The sequence below is a fragment of the Amycolatopsis sp. NBC_01286 genome (assembly GCF_035982555.1).
Taxonomy (GTDB): Bacteria; Actinomycetota; Actinomycetes; order Mycobacteriales; family Pseudonocardiaceae; genus Amycolatopsis.
Genome location: NZ_CP108428.1, coordinates 8,836,080 through 8,858,106 on the forward strand (window position 1 = coordinate 8,836,080; position 22,027 = coordinate 8,858,106).

Annotated in this window: 23 protein-coding genes; 6 read left to right on the plus strand and 17 right to left on the minus strand. The window is 69.9% G+C overall.

All coding sequences use genetic code 11. The features are described from left to right. Positions 1–38: 38 nt before the first annotated feature. From OG570_RS40355 to OG570_RS40370, 4 genes are all read right to left on the minus strand, one after another. Positions 39–638 (minus strand): MEDS domain-containing protein, encoded by a 600-nt coding sequence (locus OG570_RS40355; RefSeq protein WP_326954046.1) that lies wholly within the window; start codon positions 636–638, stop codon positions 39–41. Next, the gene (locus tag OG570_RS40360; RefSeq protein ID WP_326954047.1) at positions 635–1,258 is read right to left on the minus strand and encodes an MEDS domain-containing protein; all 624 of its coding nucleotides are present in this window, start codon (positions 1,256–1,258) and stop codon (positions 635–637) included. The genes OG570_RS40355 and OG570_RS40360 overlap by 4 nt, the downstream gene beginning before the upstream one ends. Before the next feature lie 13 nt (positions 1,259–1,271). Continuing rightward, positions 1,272–2,963: a PucR family transcriptional regulator gene (locus OG570_RS40365; protein WP_326954048.1), complete on the minus strand. Its 1,692-nt coding sequence runs from the start codon at positions 2,961–2,963 to the stop codon at positions 1,272–1,274. 222 nt (positions 2,964–3,185) lie between these two features. Further along, positions 3,186–3,455, minus strand: a complete 270-nt coding sequence (locus OG570_RS40370; protein WP_326954049.1) for a hypothetical protein — start codon at positions 3,453–3,455, stop codon at positions 3,186–3,188. A gap of 671 nt (positions 3,456–4,126) precedes the next feature. Here OG570_RS40370 and OG570_RS40375 point away from each other — a divergent pair. Then, positions 4,127–4,459, plus strand: a complete 333-nt coding sequence (locus OG570_RS40375) for a helix-turn-helix domain-containing protein (protein ID WP_326954050.1) — start codon at positions 4,127–4,129, stop codon at positions 4,457–4,459. 312 nt (positions 4,460–4,771) lie between these two features. Further along, positions 4,772–4,942 carry a hypothetical protein gene (locus OG570_RS40380; RefSeq protein WP_326954051.1) on the plus strand — a complete coding sequence of 57 codons (171 nt, stop codon included), beginning with the start codon at positions 4,772–4,774 and terminating at the stop codon, positions 4,940–4,942. A gap of 61 nt (positions 4,943–5,003) precedes the next feature. On the opposite strand, the gene OG570_RS40385 is transcribed toward OG570_RS40380, so the two are convergent. Further along, positions 5,004–5,735: a GAF and ANTAR domain-containing protein gene (locus tag OG570_RS40385; protein WP_326954052.1), complete on the minus strand. Its 732-nt coding sequence runs from the start codon at positions 5,733–5,735 to the stop codon at positions 5,004–5,006. Positions 5,736–5,852: 117 nt separating this feature from the next. Here OG570_RS40385 and OG570_RS40390 point away from each other — a divergent pair, with 117 nt between their 5' ends. After that, entirely contained in the window at positions 5,853–6,590 is a 738-nt protein-coding gene (locus OG570_RS40390) for a GAF and ANTAR domain-containing protein (RefSeq protein ID WP_326954053.1), read from the plus strand. Beyond that, on the plus strand, positions 6,587–7,978 hold the full coding sequence (locus OG570_RS40395; RefSeq protein ID WP_326954054.1) for a PP2C family protein-serine/threonine phosphatase: 1,392 nt from the start codon (positions 6,587–6,589) through the stop codon (positions 7,976–7,978). Before OG570_RS40390 ends, OG570_RS40395 begins: the two co-directional genes overlap by 4 nt. A 166-nt stretch (positions 7,979–8,144) precedes the next feature. Here the strand turns inward: OG570_RS40395 and OG570_RS40400 are convergent, their stop codons facing one another. The 4 genes from OG570_RS40400 to OG570_RS40415 all read right to left on the minus strand — a co-directional run bounded on the left by OG570_RS40400 (position 8,145) and on the right by OG570_RS40415 (position 11,192). Then, entirely contained in the window at positions 8,145–8,573 is a 429-nt protein-coding gene (locus OG570_RS40400; RefSeq protein WP_326954055.1) for an STAS domain-containing protein, read from the minus strand. A gap of 361 nt (positions 8,574–8,934) precedes the next feature. Beyond that, positions 8,935–9,684 (minus strand): GAF and ANTAR domain-containing protein, encoded by a 750-nt coding sequence (locus OG570_RS40405; RefSeq protein WP_326954056.1) that lies wholly within the window; start codon positions 9,682–9,684, stop codon positions 8,935–8,937. Between the two features lie 339 nt (positions 9,685–10,023). Continuing rightward, positions 10,024–10,533, minus strand: coding sequence for a VOC family protein (locus OG570_RS40410; RefSeq protein WP_326954057.1), 510 nt, complete (start codon positions 10,531–10,533; stop codon positions 10,024–10,026). Between the two features lie 44 nt (positions 10,534–10,577). Further along, positions 10,578–11,192, minus strand: a complete 615-nt coding sequence (locus tag OG570_RS40415; RefSeq protein ID WP_326954058.1) for a TetR/AcrR family transcriptional regulator — start codon at positions 11,190–11,192, stop codon at positions 10,578–10,580. Positions 11,193–11,280: 88 nt separating this feature from the next. Here OG570_RS40415 and OG570_RS40420 point away from each other — a divergent pair, with 88 nt between their 5' ends. Next, positions 11,281–12,492 (plus strand): winged helix DNA-binding domain-containing protein, encoded by a 1,212-nt coding sequence (locus OG570_RS40420; RefSeq protein WP_326954059.1) that lies wholly within the window; start codon positions 11,281–11,283, stop codon positions 12,490–12,492. Between the two features lie 428 nt (positions 12,493–12,920). Here OG570_RS40420 and OG570_RS40425 read toward each other — a convergent pair whose 3' ends face one another. The 8 genes from OG570_RS40425 to OG570_RS40460 form a co-directional block, all read right to left on the minus strand. Continuing rightward, positions 12,921–13,559, minus strand: a complete 639-nt coding sequence (locus tag OG570_RS40425) for a hypothetical protein (protein WP_326954060.1) — start codon at positions 13,557–13,559, stop codon at positions 12,921–12,923. Then, the gene (locus OG570_RS40430) at positions 13,556–13,852 is read right to left on the minus strand and encodes a hypothetical protein (RefSeq protein ID WP_326954061.1); all 297 of its coding nucleotides are present in this window, start codon (positions 13,850–13,852) and stop codon (positions 13,556–13,558) included. Before OG570_RS40430 ends, OG570_RS40425 begins: the two co-directional genes overlap by 4 nt. A gap of 554 nt (positions 13,853–14,406) precedes the next feature. Then, positions 14,407–15,255: an alpha/beta fold hydrolase gene (locus OG570_RS40435; protein WP_326954062.1), complete on the minus strand. Its 849-nt coding sequence runs from the start codon at positions 15,253–15,255 to the stop codon at positions 14,407–14,409. Continuing rightward, positions 15,252–15,905 carry a VC0807 family protein gene (locus OG570_RS40440; RefSeq protein ID WP_326954063.1) on the minus strand — a complete coding sequence of 218 codons (654 nt, stop codon included), beginning with the start codon at positions 15,903–15,905 and terminating at the stop codon, positions 15,252–15,254. Before OG570_RS40440 ends, OG570_RS40435 begins: the two co-directional genes overlap by 4 nt. Continuing rightward, positions 15,902–16,357 carry a MarR family winged helix-turn-helix transcriptional regulator gene (locus OG570_RS40445; RefSeq protein WP_326954064.1) on the minus strand — a complete coding sequence of 152 codons (456 nt, stop codon included), beginning with the start codon at positions 16,355–16,357 and terminating at the stop codon, positions 15,902–15,904. Before OG570_RS40445 ends, OG570_RS40440 begins: the two co-directional genes overlap by 4 nt. Positions 16,358–16,502: 145 nt before the next feature. Beyond that, positions 16,503–16,730, minus strand: a complete 228-nt coding sequence (locus OG570_RS40450; protein ID WP_326954065.1) for a hypothetical protein — start codon at positions 16,728–16,730, stop codon at positions 16,503–16,505. A 510-nt stretch (positions 16,731–17,240) separates the two neighbouring features. Further along, on the minus strand, positions 17,241–17,786 hold the full coding sequence (locus tag OG570_RS40455; RefSeq protein ID WP_326954066.1) for a hypothetical protein: 546 nt from the start codon (positions 17,784–17,786) through the stop codon (positions 17,241–17,243). Between the two features lie 616 nt (positions 17,787–18,402). Next, a complete protein-coding gene (locus tag OG570_RS40460; RefSeq protein WP_326954067.1) occupies positions 18,403–18,750 on the minus strand; it encodes a hypothetical protein in 348 nt (115 codons plus the stop codon). A 341-nt stretch (positions 18,751–19,091) separates the two neighbouring features. On the opposite strand from OG570_RS40460, the gene OG570_RS40465 reads away from it, so the two are divergent. Continuing rightward, positions 19,092–21,893, plus strand: a complete 2,802-nt coding sequence (locus tag OG570_RS40465) for an arabinosyltransferase domain-containing protein (RefSeq protein WP_326954068.1) — start codon at positions 19,092–19,094, stop codon at positions 21,891–21,893. The last annotated feature ends 134 nt before the right edge of the window (positions 21,894–22,027 follow it).

Consider the following 22,027-nt stretch of genomic DNA (forward strand, 5'->3'; position numbering starts at 1 on the left):
GTGATTCGCCTTTCACCGGAGACACAACGGAAGGAGGGCTACACAAGGGTCGCCGGAGGTGAGTAGTACGGGTTCTCCAACAGCACTCCGCACATCAGCACCTGCGGGTGCGTCTTGAGCAGGTCGAGCACGATGTTCTCGCGATACCGCGAAATGTCGTACATGCACAGGATCGCCTGCGGGTAGCGGCTGGTGAAGTCGTTCAACGCGGCCTCGTACCGGAACAGCTCGGTCAACCCGGGCAATTGCGGGTGCCACCAGCGCGCCTCCGCTCCGAGCCGGACGAACCGGTAGCCCGCGGCCATCGCGGCGGACACGGCCTCGTCCCAGAACGCGATGATCCGGTCCACGCTGAAGTCGTCCGGCGACGGCAGCGTGTCCCCCGCGGCCCGGATGTCCAGCTGCGCCGAGTCGACGCGCGCCTCGACGTCGTCGACGTCCTCGCCGAGCAGGTCGACAAAACCGGCGACCTCGTCCTCGTGCACGCCGAACAGGCACTTTTCGCCGGCACGCAAGCCTTCGCTCAGGAAGGGCAGGAGGATGCGGTCCCGATCTTCCTCGCCCACGTACACCGCGCAGATGTGCTGCCCCGGCTCGATGACGACGCCGGGGGTGCCGAACTTCCGGGAACCGGTCATGACGGGATCCTCCGTTCGGAGTCGGGGTGCTGCCCGTTCTCCGTCGATGAGAGGTAGTAGGGGTTTTCGACGAGCGTCCCGGCCATCCAGACCTTCGGGTGCGACTTGATCATCGGGATGATCAAGTCGCCGCCGAACAAATCCAGATCGTAGAAGCACAGAATCACCTGCGGGAAGTCCTCCCCCCATGCGGTGACCGCGACCTCTTCGGCGAGGAGCACGTCGATCAGCGCGGAACTCAGCCGGGGCGCGGCCCAGCTCATGTCGCCGACGATGCGCCCGAAAGGGTGGTCACCGGTGACGAGCTTGCGCCGCGACCAGCCGTCCAGCATCGCGAAGAGCGCATCCGGCGCGAACTCACCGTCTCGGAGGTGGCCGCTGTCCGGCTCGGTCAACACGAGGTCGCCGGCGTGGCCCAGCCGTTCGCGGAAGATCTCCCGCTCACCCTCGGCGGCCAGGTAGAGCACGGCGTCCCCCGCCCGCAGGCCCTCGGCGAGGAACGGGATCAGGAGGCGGTCCCGCTCGGCTCTCCCCCGGTGGAAGACGCAGAGGTGGTCACCCGGCACAAGCGCGGCTCCGCCGAGGGTCACCTCGCGATCGGTCCGATCCTTCTCGTCCATCGTCCACCTCCGGTCACTGCGATCCGCGCAGCACCTGCCACATCCGGGTGGCGAGGTGCAGGTTCAGCCTGCTGTCCACATCGTTGAGGTCGAGCTCCGTGATCTCCCGGATCCGGCCGAGCCGGTAGCGCAGCGTGCTCCGGTGGATCGTGAGCGCGGCGGCCGTGTCGTCGTAGTTGCCGCCGCACTCGAGGTACTGCGCGAGCGTGGCGACCAGCTCGGCGTTGCGCTGGGTGTCGTGGTCGAGCAGTTTCCCGAGCCACTCCCGGACGAACTCGACGACTTCGCCGTGGTTCTGCCCGGTGTCGAGGATGCGGTAGATCCCCAGTTGTTCGAACCTGGTGAATCCGCTCGAGGTCTGCGAGCTGCGCCGGATCTCGAGCGCACGCACCGCTTCCGCGTAGGACTTGGGCAACCGCCCCGGGGTGTCGCAGCGGCTGCCGATGCCGATCGCCCCCTCGGCCCCGAGCTTTTCCGAGAGCGAGGCGTACAGCGCCGCACCGTCCAGTTGCCCGGCGACCAGCAGCACGACCGCGCCCGAGTGGCGCGACACGAGCGAGGCGAGCCCGAGCGTCGTCACGGCGCGTCCCGTGGCCTCGACGACCACGTCCTCGGCGAAGTCGCCGGACCACCGCAGCACGACCACGTGGTGCGGGCGGCGCAGATCGTGCCCGATCGCCTCGGCACGGGCGTACACGCTCCCGTCGTCGGTTCCGGCGATGAGGTCGTCCACGAGGTCGCGGCGCAAACGCAGCTCGGCCTCCGCCAGGCTGCGCTGGTGCGAGAGTTCCAGCGCCAGCACGGTCGAGCCGTACTCGAGAGCGAACACCTCGTACGCGCCGGCGGTCCGCGCGGGGTCGATCAGGGCGAGCACGCCGAGCACGTCATGCCGTGGCCGCACCAGCGAGATGAGCCGGTCCTTCACACGGACCGCTTCGGGCAGGGTCGAGAGGTGCCGGATCAGCTCGTCACGCCGGCGCACGCCGACCTTCGGGTACGGATCCGGCCGGCCGGGACCGGCCCACGCGCGCAGGTTGCCGAACCGGTCCTCGATCGCCACCGGCAGCGCGGTCAGCTGGTGCAACGCGTGCGCGATGCCCGACTCACCGGCCCCGGAAGCCGAGATGGTGGACAGCACGTCGTGCACCAGCGTCTGCTGCTTGAGCTGCTCCACCGACGTGGACAGCTGGTAGTTGAGCTCCCGCTGCACCACCGCCTGCCGCCGCTCCCGCATGAACGACGCGGAGTTGGTCAGCGCCGCGGCGGTCTGCTGGCAGAGCGAGCTGAGCAGGAAGAATTCGTCGCGTGAGGGGGGTTGCTCGGCCCGGACCACGAGGTTGCCCGCCAGGCCGCGCAGCCCGCGCAGCGCGTAGCACCAGCGCCAGTAGCCGTCGGCCAGCTCGATCCGCCCGCTCTGCCCGTCGAGCTTGCCGACTTCCGCGGCGAGGTCGGGATGAGCCTCCTCCGCACCGTCCTGCGGGGTGACCGCGCCGTCCTCGTCGACGAGGTACGCCGCATCGGTCGTGCAGCCGCTCAGCGACGGCACCGAGGTCGCGGCGAGCCGCATGATGTCCGCCGCTTCGCGGCCGTCGAACATCATCATCGAAATCGCGAAGATGCCGTAGAGATTCGACAGCTGGGCACGCCACCAGCTGTCCGTTCTGGCTTCCTGGCCCCGGGAGACCGCATCGCCCTCAGGCGTCATTTCCGGCCTCCCCGGCGCCGACCTGGTGTTCCGCACCTTACGCCCGCGGCATCCGTTCCGCCGGGTCGACAATTCCTCCTGCCGGACGTACCCGAGCGGTGAGCACCAACGCGAAATCGGTTCGGATCGGGCGCTCCCGGCGGGGCGGTCCGGCCGGAATGGGACCGGACCATGACCGTGATGCGTTTTGATCCCTTCCGTGTTTCGGGAACGCCTGAGCGATCAGGTACTGAGCGGGTGCTCGGCACCCGCGGGATGCCGATGGCAACGTTCCGCCGCGGTGACGAATTCTTTGTCGGTGTGATCCGCGCGGGTCAGGTGCTCAGGCGCCGAGACGACCGTAGAACCGGCCGGCGAGCGACGCGGCCGCTCCCGCCGTCCCCGCTCCAGCAACCGCGTCAAGGCTTCGGCGTACTCGCCCAGGTCACGCACCTCGACCAGGCCGTACCGCTCCCCGAGCGGCTCCTGCGTGACCTCGTCACTCACGGTCACCTGTCCCTTCTCTCGTCACCCGTCCGACTGCACCCAGAAAATCTATGCCGGACGGAGTAGACATTCAACGGCAGGCGTGTGTAGTGTTCTGCTCATACCGAGAGAGACAACGTCAAGCAGGCGCGGGAGATGACGTAACTACCCGCGAAGTGAGACAGACGGTCAGGCAGGACGGAGCCGATCAACAGACAGGTTCCGACTGGTGACCAGCGGGCAGACGTAGCGCTCGCGAAGATCGGCAGTAGTAGTCGTTGGAGCAAGTGCAGGACCGGTCAGGTGGCCGGAGCCGATCGGTGAACGGGGCTCCGGGCAGTGACCAGCGGAGTCAAGCGTGCTGGGACCGATCAGTGAAAGGGTTCCCGTCGTTGACGTCCGCAGCAGGCGCAGTACCCAGCAAGAGAACACTCAGGAAAGAAGGGAACGGAACCATCATTGGATCGCCCGCAGCGGCTGTGTAGCGCCGCGCGGGTGCCGCAGTCCCATCGAGTTCGGAGGTGGTGCTCGGTCACAAGTAAGCGATCCCCGCACGATCCGGCTTTCGGCCGGACGCGGGTGCAGGAAGCCGGCGGTCGCGCCGGTTGACAATGGTGAAACCAACCCTTGAGGACCCCGGGTGCCGTTCGCGGCACCCGGGGTCCTTTGTGATGTGGAGGCAGTGATGTGGAGGTGGAATGATTCCTGATCAAGAAGGACCGGCCACGCCCAGCGGGGCCGGCAAGTTCGACGACGAGCACTACCCCGCCTACACCATGGGCCGGGCCGCCGACGTCCTCGGCACCACCCAAGGCTTCCTGCGCAGCCTGGGCGAAGCCGGGCTGATCACCCCGCAACGCTCCACCGGCGGGCACCGCCGCTACTCCCGGCACCAGCTACGCCTCGCCGCGCGGGTGCGGGAACTGGTCGACCAGGGCACCGCCATCGACGCCGCGTGCCGCATCGTCACCCTCGAAGACCAGCTCCACGAAGCCCAGCGCCGCAACACCGAACTCCGCACCGGGGACTGAACCCCGGCGTTCGACCGACTCGGCACGTCAGCACGCAGCCGGTGCCGGACCGTGTCGTCACACCTGCCTGTGCGCGCTCCAGGCCCGGCGCCGGCCAAGTCTTCCGCCTGCCTGGCACCGATCGGAGTCCGGCACTTCTCGGTGCGTGGCGGCAGTGTTGTCGACCATTGCTGCTCACACGTGGACAGTTCACTGTTCAGCCATCCTCTCGCCCGGCAATTCCGGCCCCAGCTTCGCCCCACGGCGCAGGATGATCGCTACGAGAGCTTGTTCCTCGAGCCACCCCGCTCCACAGTGGTGCCATCGGAGGGCTTGGCGGCCGTGCGGGAGCGGGCCGCCGAGGCGGAACGGCGCACCGCGGCCCGGTTACGCGCGATCGACGACTTCCTGGCCCGCGCCGAGGACATCCTGGCCGAAGAGCAGCAAAGATCTTCGCCGCGGCCGCCGAACTCGGCTACACGCGGCAGGAGGCCGTCCTCGTGACCCGCGCCGATCAGGCCCGTCCGAGTCCACAGTGGACTTCACGGACGACTGGTCACGAACGTCACGATCCCAGGACGCGCTTCACCACCTGTTCGGCCACTTCCCGCAGCTTCACGTTCTGCCGCTGCGATTCCTCGACGAGCACGGTGAACGCGGCTTCGGCGTCGACCTTCTGGATCGCCATCAGCATGCCCTTGGCCTGGTCGATGACCGATCGGGAAGTGAGGGCCAGCTGCAGGTGCCCGGCCGTCTCCCGGGCATCCAGGTAGCGGTGGTAGACGCGCAGCACCGCCTCCACCGCCGCGGTGTAGAGCTCCAGCAGCTGCGCGTCGATGTCGGCGAACCCGTCGTCCTGCTGCCCGTAGCAGTTGATGGCGCCCGAGAACTGCTCGTCGGCCACGAGCGGGGCAGCGAGAAAACTGCCGAAACCGGCGGCCAAGGCGCCCCGGGTGAAGTCCGGCCAGCGTTCGGCCGCGCCGGACACCGTCGTGCGGACCAGTTTCCCGCTGCGCATCGCGTCCAGGCACGGACCCGTGCCGATCCGGTACTGGTCCTCGTCGAGGGCCGTGACGCGCTCGCTCGTGGAGGCCGACGTGTACGGCCGGGTGCCGTGCGAAAGTGTGACGCTCGCCTCGTCGACGCCCGGGACCGCGTGCACCACCTGCAGGCACACGTGCCTCAGCACCACGCGGAAGTCGTCTTCCCGGCTCAGGATGGCGGTCAGCGACTCCAGCGCCCCGGTGACGTCGTCCAGCAGCGGTGCGACCGTCCGGGTCGGGTCCGGCCGTTCCATGGGCCCTCCTCAATGATCATGACCAGCGAGCACCCACGGGTACCCACTTCCGCCGAACCCAAAGGTCCGGGCACGTTTGCCCAGGCGCATCGGTGGTATTCCGGGATCATGTCGGGAATGACCGTGCCGGCCCCGTTGCCGCTCGACCACGAAGTCGCCGGAGTCGCCGCGCGTCTGTCCGGGCTGCTGCTTTCACGCGAGACCGTGAACTCCGTGCTCGACTTGATCGTCACGCTGGCCGGCACGTCCCTCCCGCGGGCGGCGGGTGCCGGGGTGACGCTGCTCGCCGAGGACGGCACTCCGGCCACGACGGCCGCGTCCGGTGCGGGCGTGCACGAAGCCGACGAACGGCAATACGCCTTCGGGGAAGGCCCCTGCCTCACGGCGCTGGCCGAAGGGGCGCCGGTGCGGATCGACGACACCGCCACCGACCGGCGCTGGCCCCGCTGGTGCGCCGCGGCCGCCGAAGCGGGGTTGCACTCCGTGCTCACTGTCCCGCTGCTGACCGGAGACGGCTGCCTCGGCGCCGTCAAGGTCTACGCCGCCGCGCCCAGCGCCTTCGGCCCGTCCGACGAACACGCGCTGACGACGCTCGCCACCAAGGCCGAAGCCCTCGTGGCCCAGGCCCGCGTCTACGATCGGGCCGGCGATTCCAGCGAGGAATTCAAGCGGGTGCTGCGCGAGCGGGACACCGTCACGATGGCCCGCGGGTTCCTCATGGCGCGTGAAGCACTCAGCGAGCAAGCCGCCGCCGAACGGCTGCTCTCGCTCGCCCGGACCGAAGGGCGGACGCCGGCCGACACCGCCGTCGGCATCCTCTCCGCAAGCTCGGAGCCGCAGGAACCCCGCCGATGACCCCGCTCCCCGAACAGGAACAGCAGGAGCTGCTCACGGCCTGTTTCCGGCGGTGCGAGCTGACGCTCGAGCAGCTGTGGGCGCGGTACTTCGCGCTGGGTGGCGGCCAGAACATGCTGGAGGTGGACGCCTACCTCCACGGTCTGGCGCCGCTGCCCCGCATCGATCGCGACATGCTGGCGCACGCCGTCAACGAACGCCTCGACGAGCTCGCCGGCCCGAAACGAGCGCCCTACAGCCGCCCGACGCAGCCCGCGAAGCCCCTGCGTGGTCCGCTTCGGGCTCTTGTCGACCTGCTCGAAGGGGCCCACCGGGCGCCGCCGGAGCGGCTGCCGGCCGCGGTGACCGCCGCCGCCGGCGCGCTCAACCTCCGGGTCGAGGTCCACCTGGCCGACTACGACCAGAACGTGCTGGTCCCGCTCCTGCCAGCCACCTCGCCCGGCCTCGACATCGAAACCACCACCGCCGGCGACGTCTTCCGGCGGGCGGGCTCGGCCGTGACTCGCGGCGAAGGCGCGCCCGTGCTGTGGACGGTTCTGCTCGACGGCGTCGAACGGCTCGGCGTCCTCGAGGTCACGTCCACCGACGGCACCGATCCGGACGATCCGGTGCTGCGTCAGCAGTGCCAGTGGCTGGCGACGCTCATCGGTCACCTCGTGACCAGCGTGACGCAGTACGGCGACGGGCTGGACGTCCAGCGCCGCCGGCACCACCGCGGTTCGCCGGCCGAGCTGCTCTGGCACGCCCTGCCGCCGTTGACCGGGGCGACCGACGCCGTCGTCGTCGGCGCCAGCATGCGGCCCGCTTACGAGCTGTCCGGCACGGCCTTCGACTACTCCCTGGCCGAGCACCGGGCGCAACTGGCCCTGTTCGACACCGGGGCGCGAGGCGGGGCCCCGAGTCTCGCCGTCGTCACCGCGCTCTCCGCCTACCGCTCCGCGCGGCGCGACGGTGCCTCGTTGGCCGCGCAGCACGCGGCGATCGCCGGGATCCTCGGCGAACACCCGGACACGCCGGCGGTCAATGAGCTCGTGGCCGAGCTCGACCTGCACACCGGAGACCTGCGGTGGCTCGCCGCCGGGAGCCGGGCGCCCGTCGTCGTCCACCGCGGTGTGCTGCCCAGGCCGAGAGCGGGCCAGGAAACCGGACAGGTGCGGCTCCGGCCCGGCGAGCTGTTCGCCGTGTGCTGCCAGGGCACGCTGGAAACGCAGGACCCATCCGGGACCCCGTTCGGCACCGAAGGTGTCCAGCGGCTGGTGGATCGCCATGCGGACGCACCGGCGCCGGAGATCGCGCGCAAGATCACCGACGCGGTCGCGGACCACCACGGTTCGGCGCTGCCCGACGACATCGGTGTGGTGATCGTCCGGTGGACCCCCATGGCCTAGAGCGAATCGCGTGGACCGTTGATCCGTGTTCAAGATCGCGCGAGCGGGGTATTCGCGGTTCCGAGTCCCCTGCCGTGCTTGGCGGAGATTCGGTGATGGCGCCGGTTCAGCAGCGAGCCGGCGCCATCGTCACGTCTCATGAGACTTCTCCTGCCGAGACCACCGCCTAGCCGGCTGAGGCCGTCGTGTCCGTTGCCGGATCAACCGCGGCGATCGGTGACCGGGTGAGCCGGCGCAGGGCGGTCTCGACGTCCGGCACGATCGTGATGTCGCGGTCCAGCTGCAACAGGGTCAACGGTCGCAGGACCATGTACTGGCTGGTGGCCACCAGCATCTGCCGGCCGTCGCCGGTGATCCGCCGCCCGGCGGCCAGCAGTTGCCCGAGCACGCACGAACCGCAGAACGTCACCTCGGTCAGGTCGACCACGACCGGTTTGGCCGCGGCGTCGGCCAAGGCCAGGGTCGCGCCGAGCAGCGGGTCGGCGGCCAGGTCCAGCTCGCCGCGCGCGTGGATGACCACCACCTCACCGCAGTCGATGGTGTCGATGCTGAACGCGGGGTTCCCGGGGGCAGGCGGTGAAGACGAAAAGGTCATGACGGCAGTCAGCTCCAGAAGGACAGGCCATTTCCGTGCAGGCGACCCGCGAGTCAAGGCCGGCGCCGCATACGGCGGACTGAGAAGCTGGCTGTTGAACCTCTCCACGACGGACCCTACGCGCCTTTACCGACGTTTCCGTGATCGAGTCCCGGCTCGTCGCCGGACCGCACCCGATTGTGACCTGCCGGTTTCGGAGAGTGTCCCTGCTGCGCGGGACACGGCGGCTTCCAGAAGTACTGTCGCGCCCGACCGGTGCGAAACCCAAGCCGAGTCATGTCCACAGTGGACTCGTCGGTCGAAACGCAGTGGCGATCGTCCTGTCGTGTGGCGGAATGCCGTCGTCGCGCGACCAGTCCGCTCAGGTGCGGCTCGGAGCGGCCAGCGCCGTGGTGACGAAGTCCTGGGCGACCTCGCGGAGCTTCACGTTCTGCTCCTGCGATGTCTTGACGAGCAGGGCGAAGGCGTCGTCGGCCGGGATGCGGTGCAGAGCCATCAGAATGCCCTTCGCCTGGTCGATCACGGCCCGGGAGGTCAGCGCCTCGGACAGCTGCGCGGTGGTCTCGCGGGCGGTCTGGTGCCGGCGGGCGCTGCGCAGCGCGGCTTCGGCGGCAGTGGTGTACAGCTCCAGCAGTGCCGCGTCGAGCGCGCTGAAGCTGTTGCCGCCGGTGTCGTAGAGGTTGAGCGAACCGTGGTATTCGCGGTCGACGAACAACGGCGCGGACAGGTAGCCGAGCACCTCGAACTCGGCCGCGGCGGCAGCGAACTCGGGCCACTGCCGCGCCGCCTCGGCCACTTCGACCCGCTGGAGCTCGCCGGTCCGGGCGGCGTCCAGGCAGGGGCCCTGCCCGGTCTTGTACTGGGCTTGGTCGATGCGGTGCGCGCTGTCCCCGGTGGCTGTGGCCGTGTAGGGGTCGCCGTCGCGCAGCAGGGTGATGCTGGCCATTTCCGCGTCCGGCACGGCGTGCACGACCTGCTGGCACACGCGCTGCAGCACCGCGGACAGTTCCTCCGCTTCTTCCTCGAAGGTGCCGGCCAGCCGCTCCAGCGCGGTGGTGACGTCGTCCACTCGCCGCGTGGCGTCCCGCTCGTCAAGCAGGTTCTCGTCCATGTGGTGCTCCCTCGGTTCGATGCGCTCAGCGTCGCGGGTGGTCGAGCATGCGTGGGCACCGAAGCCCGGGTTCCGGAGGTAACACTAAGCGTCGCCGAGCGGTCTGGCAGAGCTGACGCGGACTCCGGCATGCCTGGGCGCAGCGGCCGTTGGTGCTGACCACAGTCACGGAGGTCGTCAAGCTCCGCGGTGGCTACAACGTGAAAGTCCGGTTCATCAAGGCTGCCGGACAGGAAGCCGGCGCGCTTCTCTCCGACCTTCCCCGGGATCCCGAGCTGCGCAACGGAGACCGGCACACGCCTGGCTCCCCGGCGCGTCATCCGAGCTCTCCGATATGCGTCAGTGCGCGGGCGTGACGCCGAAGATCCAGGTGACGCCGAAGCGGTCGGTGAGCATGCTGTAGCGCGAAACCTCACCCCCGCCGGTCGTCAGCGGCGCGATCACCGTGGCGCCGCCGGAAAGCTTGTCCCACAACACACTGATCTCCTCGAGCGTGTCGCCGTTGAGCACCAGGAAGACCGCCTCGTCGTGGGTCAGCCCGCCGCCGCGGCGACCGGTGGCCTTCGACGTCCCGGCGATGCCGCCGCCGGTGCTGCCGAACACGTCGTAGGCGGCCACGCGGAAACCGTTGTCACCCGACACGACGCCGAACGCGACGCGATCGGCGTCGGGGGCGTCGCCGGCGACGGGCCCGAATGTGGCGGGGCCGCCGTTCGGGTCGTCCTGCGGGACGCCGACCTGCCCGTAGGTGGCGATCATCAGGTGACCCCCGAAGATCGAGTGGTAGAACTCCAGCGCCTGACGGGCGTCGCCGCGGAAGTTGAGGTGGGTCGTGGCGGTGATGCTCATCGTTCATCTCCTGTGTCTTCGGTGAGCTGCATGGCGGTGAATGCTCAGCGGCCTGCGCGCAGGGCCGGGATGATGACGCCGTCGAGCAAGGCCAGGGAGAACTCCCGGGTGATCGGTTCCTGCTGCACCGCACGGCTGATGCACATCATCGGGATGACCTCGGCGAGGGTGTCGATGTCGGCCGGCGGGAACTCGCCGCGGTCCACGGCGCGCCGCATCAGGATCCGGTTGGCCTCGATCCAGGGACCGATGCCCGCCCGGGTAGCGGCGTCGGCGAGACGTTTGTCGATCCTGGCCACCATCAGCAGGCCGATCATCGCCTGCAGCCGCACCTGCTGGTCGTCGGCGGTGTCCTGGACGAACAGGGCGATGACGTCGTCGCGGTAGCTGCCGGTGTCGGGCAGCCGATCCAGGCCGACGTCGGTCTCGCTCAACCGGGTCGCCGCGGCGAGCACCAGGTCGGCCTTGCTCGCCCAGCGCCGGTACACCGTCGCGCGGGCCGCCCCCGCTCGCGCGGCCACCAGGTCGATGGTCATGCCCTCGTACCCCGCCTCGGCCAGGACCGCCAACGTCGCGTCGAGGATCGGCGCGTCACGGGTGTGGTCGCGCTTGCGGCCGACCCGGGCCGGGTGCTCGTCCTGAACCTCGTCGTCACTCACCCATAAAACGATACTTTCCAATATCGATATCTGCAAGTATCGATATTGAGGAGTTCAGTAAGTGATGCCCGACCGAAGGAAGGCGACCATGACGGCACGAAGCATCTCCGTGCGGCAGCGACGACACGTCCTGGTGCGCCGGCACCACCTCGGCGGCGACGCACCGACTCCGCACGCGGTGACCGAAGCCCTGGTCGCCCTGCACGCCACCGACGCGGCATCGGTCTACGTCTCGGTGCTCGCCCGCAGCGCCACGTCCACCCTGGCCGACGTGTCGGAGGCGATGTACGAACGGCGCGACCTGGTGCGCTGGATGGCCATGCGCCGCACGCTGTTCCTCCTGCCCCGCACCGACGTCCCGGTCGTGCAGGCCGCGATCAGCACACCGCTCGCCGCCGCGCTGCGCCGGCGCCTCATCAGCCAGCTGCAACGCAACGGCACCGAACCGGCCATCGACGGCGACCTGCAGACGTGGCTGACCACCCTGCAAGACGAGGTCGAACACGCCCTGCGCGCCCGGGGCAGCGCCACCGGTGCCCAGCTGGCCGCCGATGTGCCCGCACTGCGGACCTTCATCCCGCCCCGGGCGGCCTCCGACCGCCCGCAGAACGTCACCTCCGCCTTCCTCACCATGCTCAGCGCCGGGGGCCGCATCGTCCGCGGCACCCCGACCGGCGCCTGGACCAGCCGCCACCACCGCTGGGAACCCGTCCGGAACTGGTGGCCGGACGGCATGCCCGAACTGCCGACCGGCCAAGCACAACAAGGACTGGCCCGCCGCTGGCTCACCCGGTTCGGGCCGGCCACGGTCGAGGACCTGCAGTGGTGGACCGGCTGGAACAAGAGCACCACCCGGCGCGCTCTGCAGGAGCTTCCCGTCACGGACGTCGACCTGCACGGCCGGCCCGGCATCGCGCTCACCGACGACGACTTCGGCGACGTCACCCCGGTGCCGCCGGTTGCCGCGCTGCTACCTGCGCTCGACCCGACTCCGATGGGCTGGAAACACCGGGACTGGTTCTTCGGCATCGACCGGCACCACGTCTTCGACACCAGCGGCAACATCGGCCCCACCCTGTGGTGGGACGGCGAAATCATCGGCTCCTGGGCCGTGACCGCCGGCGGTGAGATCCGGACGTCGGTGGTCGCCGACCGAGGCACCGAGGCACGCATCGCCATCCAGAACGCCGCAGCGCGGTTGCAGACACAGCTACAAGGCGCCGTGATCATCCCGGCGATCCGCACACCACTGGAACGGTCAATCGGCGAGGAAGCCGCCAAGGATCCCACAGGAAGCTGACACCACACCGACAGAGCAAAACGATCGTGCGCGGCGGATCCCGGTGCGAGCTGGAGCTCGTCGACATCTTCGCGCTGACGCGGTCACCGTGAGGTCTGGTGCCGGCGCACGGGTTCCACGCCGTTGTCGTGGACAGGGACCGCTCGCCCCAGCACTTCCTTCACCCCGCGACGCCGACTTCTACCAGCGCGCGGGTCTGCGCCGGATCGCCGCCCACCTGCATCCGGGCGGCGTGTGCACGCCGGGGGCGTGAGCTTCCCGAACCCGTTGCAGGAACGGTAATCCACGAACACGGCGTACCTGGCCAAGCGGCCGCAGCCGGCGACCGCACCAGGACGCGGTCGTCCCGGTGCGCGCCGGGGCGACCGCGTCTCGGTGGCCTGGGGAGCCGTCCTACCCGTTCGGCACGGGAGGTCGACTCGGGCGGGTCACAGCGCCAGCGCCTCGTCGAGATCCTCCTGCGTGCACCAGCCGACGGCGTCGTCCGGGTCGAGCTGCGTGACCTCGCACAGGACGGCGGGAGGGTCCATCCGCCGCCACGTGCGGCTCCCGCTGAAGCGGGGATAGATGACGAGATACCTGCCGTAGTCCTGGAAGCCCCGCACACCGACGACCGCCCACACGCCGTCGGGCGCCGTCGGGTTCTTCTTGAGGTGCTGCTCGGTGACGCCGTACACCGGCTCGCGGCAAGTGCCCGCCGCCTCGTTGTCGGTGCGGTGGCACACGTAGTCCGCGTTGTTGTCCAGCAACCGCTTGACCTCGTGTGGCAGCAGGTGCTTGGCGTTGACGCGGCGCCGTCCGCCGCCGGGACCCGTCGGGGTGGCCGGGGCCGGCGTGACCGGGGTCGCGAACCAGCTCGACAACCAGCTGGTGGCGCCTCCGGCGAACACCATCGGCCTGCTGGCGGTGACCCACGACCGGAACTCGTCGAACGCGTACGGCGGGAACACCGGGAACTGCTGGCGGATCAGCACAATCGGCTGGTACTGGCGCGCCGTGAGCCACACGCTGTCGAACACGGCCCGGCGCACCGCGAGGCGGCTCGCGGCCGGGATGAGGGCGGTCATGCCTCGCTCCAACCGGGCTTGGCCATCGCGGCGAAGGCCTCGTCGACATCGGCGGCGACCCACGCCGCCAGCTCGTCCTTGCTGACGCCTTTCAGGTCGGGATCGGCGGCGAGCGCGGCCTTGAGGTCCTTCTCCAGGTTGGCGAGCACCGCCTTGGTGAACTCGGCCTTCGACGGCAGCGCGGCGCGGAACGCCTCGCGCTCCTTGGCCTCCGCGGCGGTCGACTGCTTGACGGGACCGGCCTTGACGGCCTCGACCTTCGCGGTCGTGGCCACCGGTTTCTTCTGCTCCAACGGGTTTCCCTCGGTCGACGAACGGAGTGACAACCGGCAATCGTCCCGGTTGCCGACGTCGTTACCCGGACGAGGGGATCCCACCCGTTCAGCTCAGGTGGTGCACGGACGAGGCCGCGGTGCCGACCGCCCCGAAGTGGACCATCACCGCCCCCACACCGCTGCCCACGGAGATGGCCGCACCTCCCACCCCCGGTGTTCAACACCGCGGGAGACAAGCGGGCCGGGGCACGACTCTGGATGTCCAGTGTGCTGGACGAGGCGGTCGTCCAAGGCTTCGACGCAGCCGACGGCGGCGGTCCGGCCGACGTCGACATCGCCGCCGCCTCATCACCAACCACCTGGCGATGCTCACCTCGCCCACGTGGGAGATGCAGCGGCCCGAGTCCGTTCACGCCATCCAGGGCAGCAGGCAGACCCTGCAGCGGCGTCCGCAATTCGGCATGAGCGTGCGTTCGCCGTCAGGCGTTCCAGAAGGGCACTGTCAGTTGTATCTCCTCAGCCGCTGTACGGGCATCCAACGACGCGACCGTCGGCCGGCTCGGGCACGGTGGCTATGGGCAGCGTGTCACCGTAGGTTGCGTCGTGGGTGTGAGTATGTCATGCAGTGTCGCGGCGAATTCCGTGGGATCGACGCGGAATCCGGCGTGGTGGCCCGGGAATTCGCTGAGCGGGGTGCCGACGTGTTCGGCCAGCGCCACAGCGCAGCGGTAGCCGACGTACTCCTGTCCGGCGCGCCCACCTGCCGGGACGATCCTGCTCGACACCGCCCGCAGGACGTCGAGGTCGGGTTCATAGCGGCTCCACATCCGTGAGCCGACCTCACGGGACAAGAAGAATTCCACGTTCGCTGCGGCACGCGCGGCCCACACGGCGGACGCCTCCACACCCGTCTTGGGTTCGTACTCGACACCGATGCGCGCGGCGAAGGTACGCAGGGCAGCGGTGGCCCCGTCTCGCAGGTAGACCTGATGCAGGTCCTGCACAGCCGGGCGTCGGTCGACCTCGGACAGGAGGTGCCCGAGGGGTGGTTCGTGCGCGATCAGCGTACGCACCCGCTCCGGATAGCGGCTGGCCAGGTCCAGGCCGATCAGCGCGCCGCCACAACTGCCGAACACGTCCGCCGCTTCGCCGGCGAATGCGGCCAGCAGACGGCACGCGTCGTCGGCGTGTGTTTCCACGCGTTGTTCTTCGTTCGCGTAGTCGAGTGGACTGCGCGCATAGCCACGGCGGTCGTAGGTCACCACGCGGTGATGCGCGGCGAGATGTTCAGCGACAGTCAGGAACGTGTCGGCGCCGGAGCCGCCTGGCGGGATCATCAGTAACGGCGGACCCGAGCCGCGCGTCTCGTAGTAGAGGGTCGCTCCCGGGACAGTGATCGTTCCGGTCGTGGCGGTGGTCATCTCGACGGCCTGTCGTGCAGCACGCGGTTTCGGTACCAGATCAGGGCGGCCACGCCGAGACCGAGGATGGGCAGTCCGACCAGGTGCCGGAGCGCCACGAAGGTGCTTGGCGGCAGGGCTACGGCGAGCGTGGCAAGCACCGCGGCGTGCGCCACCAGGGTGCCGCCGACCAGCAACGTGATCATGATGGACATTCGGCGACGCTGGGGAGTGTCCTCGGCCTGGTCACGACGTGTCAGCAGCCGTACCAGGCGCCCGTGCACCGGACGGCCCACCACGATCGACGCCAGACACACCACACCCAGCGCGCCGGTCAGGGCCGATTCGTGCAGTTCGAGTGCGAGCGGGCTGCCGTCGGTGAACAGCGTGACGGCCACGGCGAGGACATAGCCGGTGAAGGCCAGCACGCCGATCGGATCGACGGTGCGCCGCCAGGCGAACCGGCCGAGTGTCCACACGGCGGGGACCGCTCCGGTCAGCGCCAGTGCGACCCAGTCATCGCTTACCGCGGGGCGCAGTAGGAAGTAGACAGTGGTGGACAGCGCGCCGTTGACCAGAATGCTCGGGATGAGCTGCCGCAACACCATGCCCGGCGTCGGTCGCCGCGGCCGGAGGTCTGTTGTCGACTCATCCGGCGGTGTGGCCTTCATGGTGCTTTCCGCTCGGTCGTCTCGCGGTACTTGGGCAGCACTTTCCTGGCCAGCGAGTCCAGAACGGCGATCACCTCGGCCACATCCCGGGGGTCCTCGATGCCCGTTACCTCCGCCAGCGCGGCGTCCACCGGCGCGCCCCGATGGGAGGCGACCTGCTTGACGAAACCAGCGGCCGCGGTGACCAGAGTGCGACGGCCGTCCGCGGGGTCGACGGTCGTCTCCACCACACCCCGTTCCCGCAGGCGGGCAACACAGGTCGACACATGCCCCTGCGGGAAGCCGGTGCGGGCCACGATCTCCCGCACCGCAGAACCCGGATGCTCCACCACATCCATCATGATCAGCGTCACCCCAGGGGGCACCCGCCCGGACTCATCCGGCCCCTTGAGCGCGGCCTCGCCGGCCCGCATCAGCCGTCGGCCCAACTGGAACAGCTCCACACCATCCACATCCGCAAGAATACATCCTCAGAGATACATCTTCAAGAATATATTTCCGGGCCACGCGACATGCCGTGGTCGCGGTGGACGGCCAATACGCGCCCAGCGGCATGAGAAGTGCGTTGCTGTCGGGGCGTGCCGCGCCGTGGCTGTCTCAGGAGCGGAGGGCGACCTGGATCTCGACCCGGTGCCGGAGGTAGTCGTCGGATGAGGTGCGGGCGATCCGCACGGCCTGGGCCACCAGGTCGTGCATCGTGTCGGGGTACCTATGCGGATCCAGCGGCAGGCCCAGCAGGATGCAGCGACGCATGTCGAGGTCGTCTTCGGTGACGAAGCGGCGTAGTGCAGTGTGACGGTATCGTCGGTTCAGCTCGCTGAGCACTTCCTGCGCGGCGGCGCTGTCTGGTGGGATGCGTGGGGCCTGCGGGTGCGGTGCGTCCAGTACCAGGCACGGGCGGCGCCCGCAGCGTCGGGAACTGAACCGGTTTCAAGGTAGGCGATGAGGGCGAGTTGGACACGACGGTGGCCGTATGCGGCGACGAGGGGTTCGACGAGTTGCCGGTTGAGGCTCGGGTCCGGTTCATGGACCGCGGCCCGCAGCACCGGTGCGAACCACTCCTCCTGCATCGGAGCGGCTCCTGACGCCTCGATGGCGTGGCGCGTGAGGGCTTTGCCGACTTCCCGGCGGGCTCGGTGGCGCCAGGTCGGCCGGACGCCGGGTCGTCGGCTGCCGGAGATTCGACACCGACGAGGGCGAGCAGGTTTCGCGGCAGGGCGTCGTATGCCGCTGAGTGGTCGACGGTTGTGCCGGGCAACGGCTGGAAAGGTTCTGGCGTGTCGTCTCTCGACGTCATGAGTGAGAGCCTTCTTTCCCGGTAGCGCCGGCTGCCGATCAGAGCTCGAAAGGGTTGTGCGGCGGGCGCAAGTCCCACGGCAGTCGCTCGGCTGCGGCTGCCTGCACCCGCAGTACCCGATCCTGGCTGTCCCCGTCGTGCTCGAGGATGCTCAAGATGTCGAAAGCGCAAGCGACTACGTTCGGCCCGGAGCGTCCCTCGAGGACCTCGCTGTAGAACATCCACAGACCGGTGCGTGCCAACGCGCGGCACTCCTCGACGGGTTTCCTCCCCTCGAAGAGGTCGAACGCGTGCCCGTTGTCCCCGATGAGACAGAGGACGAGGTGGAAGAATCGATCCCGTGCCTGCTCCGAGCCACCGCAGGCGATTGCGGCCAGTGCCACGGCCAGCGCGGGCAACGACGCTTCGACCAGGATCTCGCCAGGCGCGACCACGTGGTCGGTCAGATCCATGTCTTCGGTTCCTTGCGCCAGCGCCAGCAGGTCGGCGGCAAGGTGTTCGGCTGAACGTTGGCACCCGCATTGCATCTCGGCCCAGTCGTACCGATCGATCTCGAGCCGCATGAGTTCCACGTGGATGGTCACCTCCGGCAGCCGACACTACTCAACCGTCGCAACCGGTATTCGGACAGCCGATCGCGTGCTCATCGGCAGAAGAGTGCGTTCCGTGGTGTCGGGCAACCGTCCTGCGGCCGGGCGCCGGTGCACCGAACGGGTATGGGCGGTGGCGGGTTGCAAGGGCGTCGGTCGGCACATCGCGCACCGGCTGGTGCATGACGGCGAGACGCGGCAGAGCGATCACGGCGATGGATTCGTCGCCGGGCCGCTACTCCCGCTGCAACCCTCACCGACGCCCGGTGTCGGGTCACGATCAGGGCCCTCACCGGTTCCGCCATCCGATTTGCGGAGGACGTTTCCAGCGAGCTCCAAGTCACGGAGCGAGGTGGGTGATCAGTTGCCGTCTTCGTCGCCGCGGTGGCTGGTGCACCGGGCTGAGATGTCTCGGAGGTAGAACCTTGCCGCCGGCGATGCGGAGCCCGGCGTCGTCGAAGGCAGTGATCCAGTTGCCGGCGATTGCCTTCTGCGCTGTGGCCGGCGGGATCAGGCCGGAGCAGGCGGCACTGTGGAGGTTTTCTCGATCGCGTCTTTCGGGTTCGGGATCTGGCCCGGCTCGACCGCGGCAGTCGCGGGTGTTCTCGTTTCATGACAGTCTTTCTGTATCACGCAGGGCGAGCCAGGTGCACAGTCCGGCCAGGGCCAGTTCCGGGACCGCGCAAACGAGGGCCTGGGTGAATTCGGCGCCGGGCCGGGCGGTGAGGACGTCGAACCAGGCATCCATCCCCATGAGCGCCGCGACCGCCGAGGCCGACAGGCGGGCGCGGGCATCGCCCCGGTGATACCACCGCGCCGTCGTCGCGCAGCCGAGCGCCATGGCCAGGTCGAGTCCGATCCACACGGCCGGCCAGTGCCGCACCTGGGTCGTCTCGGGCAGGGTCCGGCCCAGCACGAACACCCACGGCACCATCCCCGCCGCCACCGCGCCCAGCACGCCAGGCACCCACCTGTGCCGGGCACCCGGCGGCCGCGGCGACCTGTGAACACATCTGGCTGATCAGCGCCGGCCTGGCTACCTGACTGTCTGGTGTTTTCCCAGTCCCCGGGCCTGCATCGTGGGTGAGTATCCCTTGATGCAGCCGAGGAGACGTCATCGTTCACTCGCCCGCAGTTCTCGAACCGCGTACGACAACACCGATGGCGGAGCCGCCCACCCGGCCACCGCGGCGCCGGCTGAGAGCGCTGGCGGCAGGCGCAGGAATCCTGACCATCCTGTGTGCGCTCGCACTGCCGCTGGCGCCAGTCGCGGTCGACGATCCTTCGGTTTCCTGGCCGGTGGATCCCACCGCGCCGCAGTCCACTCTGCTCGCGCTCGAAGCCGGCAAGCCGCTCGGGCTGACGGCCGGTTTCTCCTGCGCCACCGTGGACGCAGCGGCCGCCGCCGACGCCGATCGGGCGTCGCACATCCTGCTCGCCACCACCGATCCCGACCAGCCCACGGCCGCCGAGGGGCTGCGGGTGACCGCCGAAAATGGCTCTCTCACGGCGTTCCTCGGCCCGGCCGTCGTCTTCCGCGAACCGATCACGGCGCAACCCTGCCAGTACCGGATCCGCACCGAGGACCAGAAGCTGTTCTACACCAAGGACGGGCGGACGCTGGGCACGTCTGCGCTGCCGGACGTGGACGCGTTGATCACGGCGATCACCACGCTGCCCGGCCGGGACCTCGACGTCACCGTGCGGGTCGACGACCGGTTCGCCTCCGCGCCGACGCCGGTGAAGCTCGTGCTCCTGGCGGCCGTGGTGGCCGGGCTGCTGGTGTGCGCGGGCTGCCTGATCGTGCTGTACCGGCGGCCCGGCCGGCGGAAGCGCTTCCGCCCCCGCGCCGCGGACGTCGTCGTCGGCGTCACGCTGCTCGCGTGGCTGTTCCTCGCGCCGCGGACGAGCGACGACGGCTGGATGTACGCGATGGCGCTCAACCGGGAACACGCGGGCTATTTCGGCAATTACTACATGTACCACAACAATTCCTACGTCCCGTTCACGTGGCTGTTGCAGCTCTACGCGTGGTGGTCCGAACTCGGCACGGCTCCCGTGCTCCAGCGGGTGCCGTCGCTGTTCTTCGCGATCATCACGTGGCTGGGGGTCCGCGGCGCAGTCGGCCCGGTCGCCGTGGGGAAGCGCCTGCTGGTCCCGGCGCTGCTGTTCCTCACCTGGTGGCTGCCGTTCGGCCTCGGCACCCGCCAGGAGGCTTCGGTCTCGGCCTGCCTGACGATCACCGTCTGCGCCATGCTGCTCGCCCGCCGCCGGCAACGGGTCGGGTACCTCGGCCTCGCCGTCGGCGCGGCGTCCCTCGGGCTCATCGCGCACACCGCCGGCGTCCTCGTGCTGCTCCCCCTGGCGCTCGGGGCGAAATCGGCGGCGCAGCTGATCCGCAGGACCGCGCGTTCGACGACGGACACGGTCGCCGCGGTACTGTGCGTGGTGTCGTGCGCGGCGATCGCCGCCGTCGCGGGGTTCGCCGACGGCTCGCTGAACGACTTCCTGCGCGGCAGCTCGTCCTTCGGCGGCGGCCTCGACACCGGTCCCCCGGACCCGCTCGGCGACGAGCTGGACCGGTACCGGCTGCTGCTGGGCGACCAGTCCACCGGCAACTTCGCGCTGCGCGCACCGGCGCTGCTGCTCCTGCTGATCGTGCCGTTCTTCGTGCTGCTGTGCGTCCGCGCCCGGCAGCGCCGACGGCCGTTGCCCCGGCCGCTGTGGCTGACCGGCTGGACCTGCACGCTGGGGCTCGTGCTGCTGGTGTGCACCCCGTCGAAGTGGCCGTGGCACTTCGGGGCGTTCGCCGGCGTCGCGACGATCTTCCTCAGCCATCTGGCCCTGTCGGCGCCGGACTTGGCCCGGCGCTACCTCGGCACCCGCCGCCTGACCTTCGTGGTCGGCTCCCTGCTCCTGGCCGGGTCGGGCGGCTGGATCTGGCTGGCCGCCCAGGGCCGCAACACGTGGGCCGACGACGTGCTACCCGGCGTCCCCCTGGCCGGCGAGCCACTGCCGAGTGCAGTGGCGCCGGCCGTGGTGCTCGCCGGAGCCCTCGTCGTCACGCTCGTCCCGCGCCGGGACGCCTTCACCGCGATCCACCTCGCCCGGGCGATCGCCGTCTGCTTCCTGGTGGGAGAGCTGGCTTTCCTCGTCGGCGGGTTCGCGCTCGCCACGGTGCGGACCCGGGATTCGTGGTCGCCGTGGGCGGACGCCGTCGCGGACCCGCTCGCCCGCCGCTGCGGGGAGGCGCGGGTGCTGCGAGCCGCCGACCCGGGCTCCGCGCGTCCGGTCGCGGTGCTGGCGGGCGCGCCGGCCACCGACGGCTTCGACCGCGACGTCCGGGCGGCGGGCAGCCCGCCCGAGCCGGGCCCCGCGACGGCCGAGGTCTACGGCAGCCTGACCGCCGGACCGGCCACCATGACCACGCCGTGGTTGCGGCTGCCCGCCGACCTGTCGGCGGACAAGCAGCTCATGACGACCGTGAGCGGCGTGACCGGTGCGGGCAACACCCTCACCGCCGAGTTCGCGGCCGCGTCCGACGGCGGGTACCGCGTGGTCGCCCGCTCGGACTTCGCCGCGCCGGAGGACAGCCTGTCCTGGCGGGACGTGGCGATCAGCGACGGCACGGCCCTCCCCGCGGGCACCACGGCCTTCCGGCTGACCGCGAAGGTGACGCAGGACTGGCTGTCGTTCGCGATGCCCACGGTGCGCGACGTCGTCCCGGTCGGCGACTTCCTGCCGCGCGACGGGCACACGCTCGTCGACTGGCAGCTGAACTGGCTCTACCCCTGCCAGGGCCAGCCGGTCATCGCGAACGGCGTCGTGGCGCCGGTCTCCTACGCCATCGGGTTCGGGTTCGGTCCGGACGGCAGCGAGCACAGCGCCACCGCGGGCGGTTCGTGGAGCCCGGAAGTCGGCGGGATCCTCGGCGCGCAGAACCGCGTCTCGACGATCACCAGGCTGTACACCCGGCTCGACACCGAACCGGCCACTCCGATGCGGACGGTGTACCGCCTCGACCGCCCGTACGCCGACGCCGCCTACCGGCTGAGCCGCGAAAGCCACACGGTGACGGGCTGGCGGACCCTTCCAGCGTAACGGGACGCCGCTCCGCGCCTCGATGCCTCGATTGGCGGACACCCGGCTCCGCCCTCGCCCAGGCCGCACTCCCCGCCGAGCGCGACACCGACCTGGTCGTCATCGTGATCGCCGAAGACCGCGCCCGGCAGCGG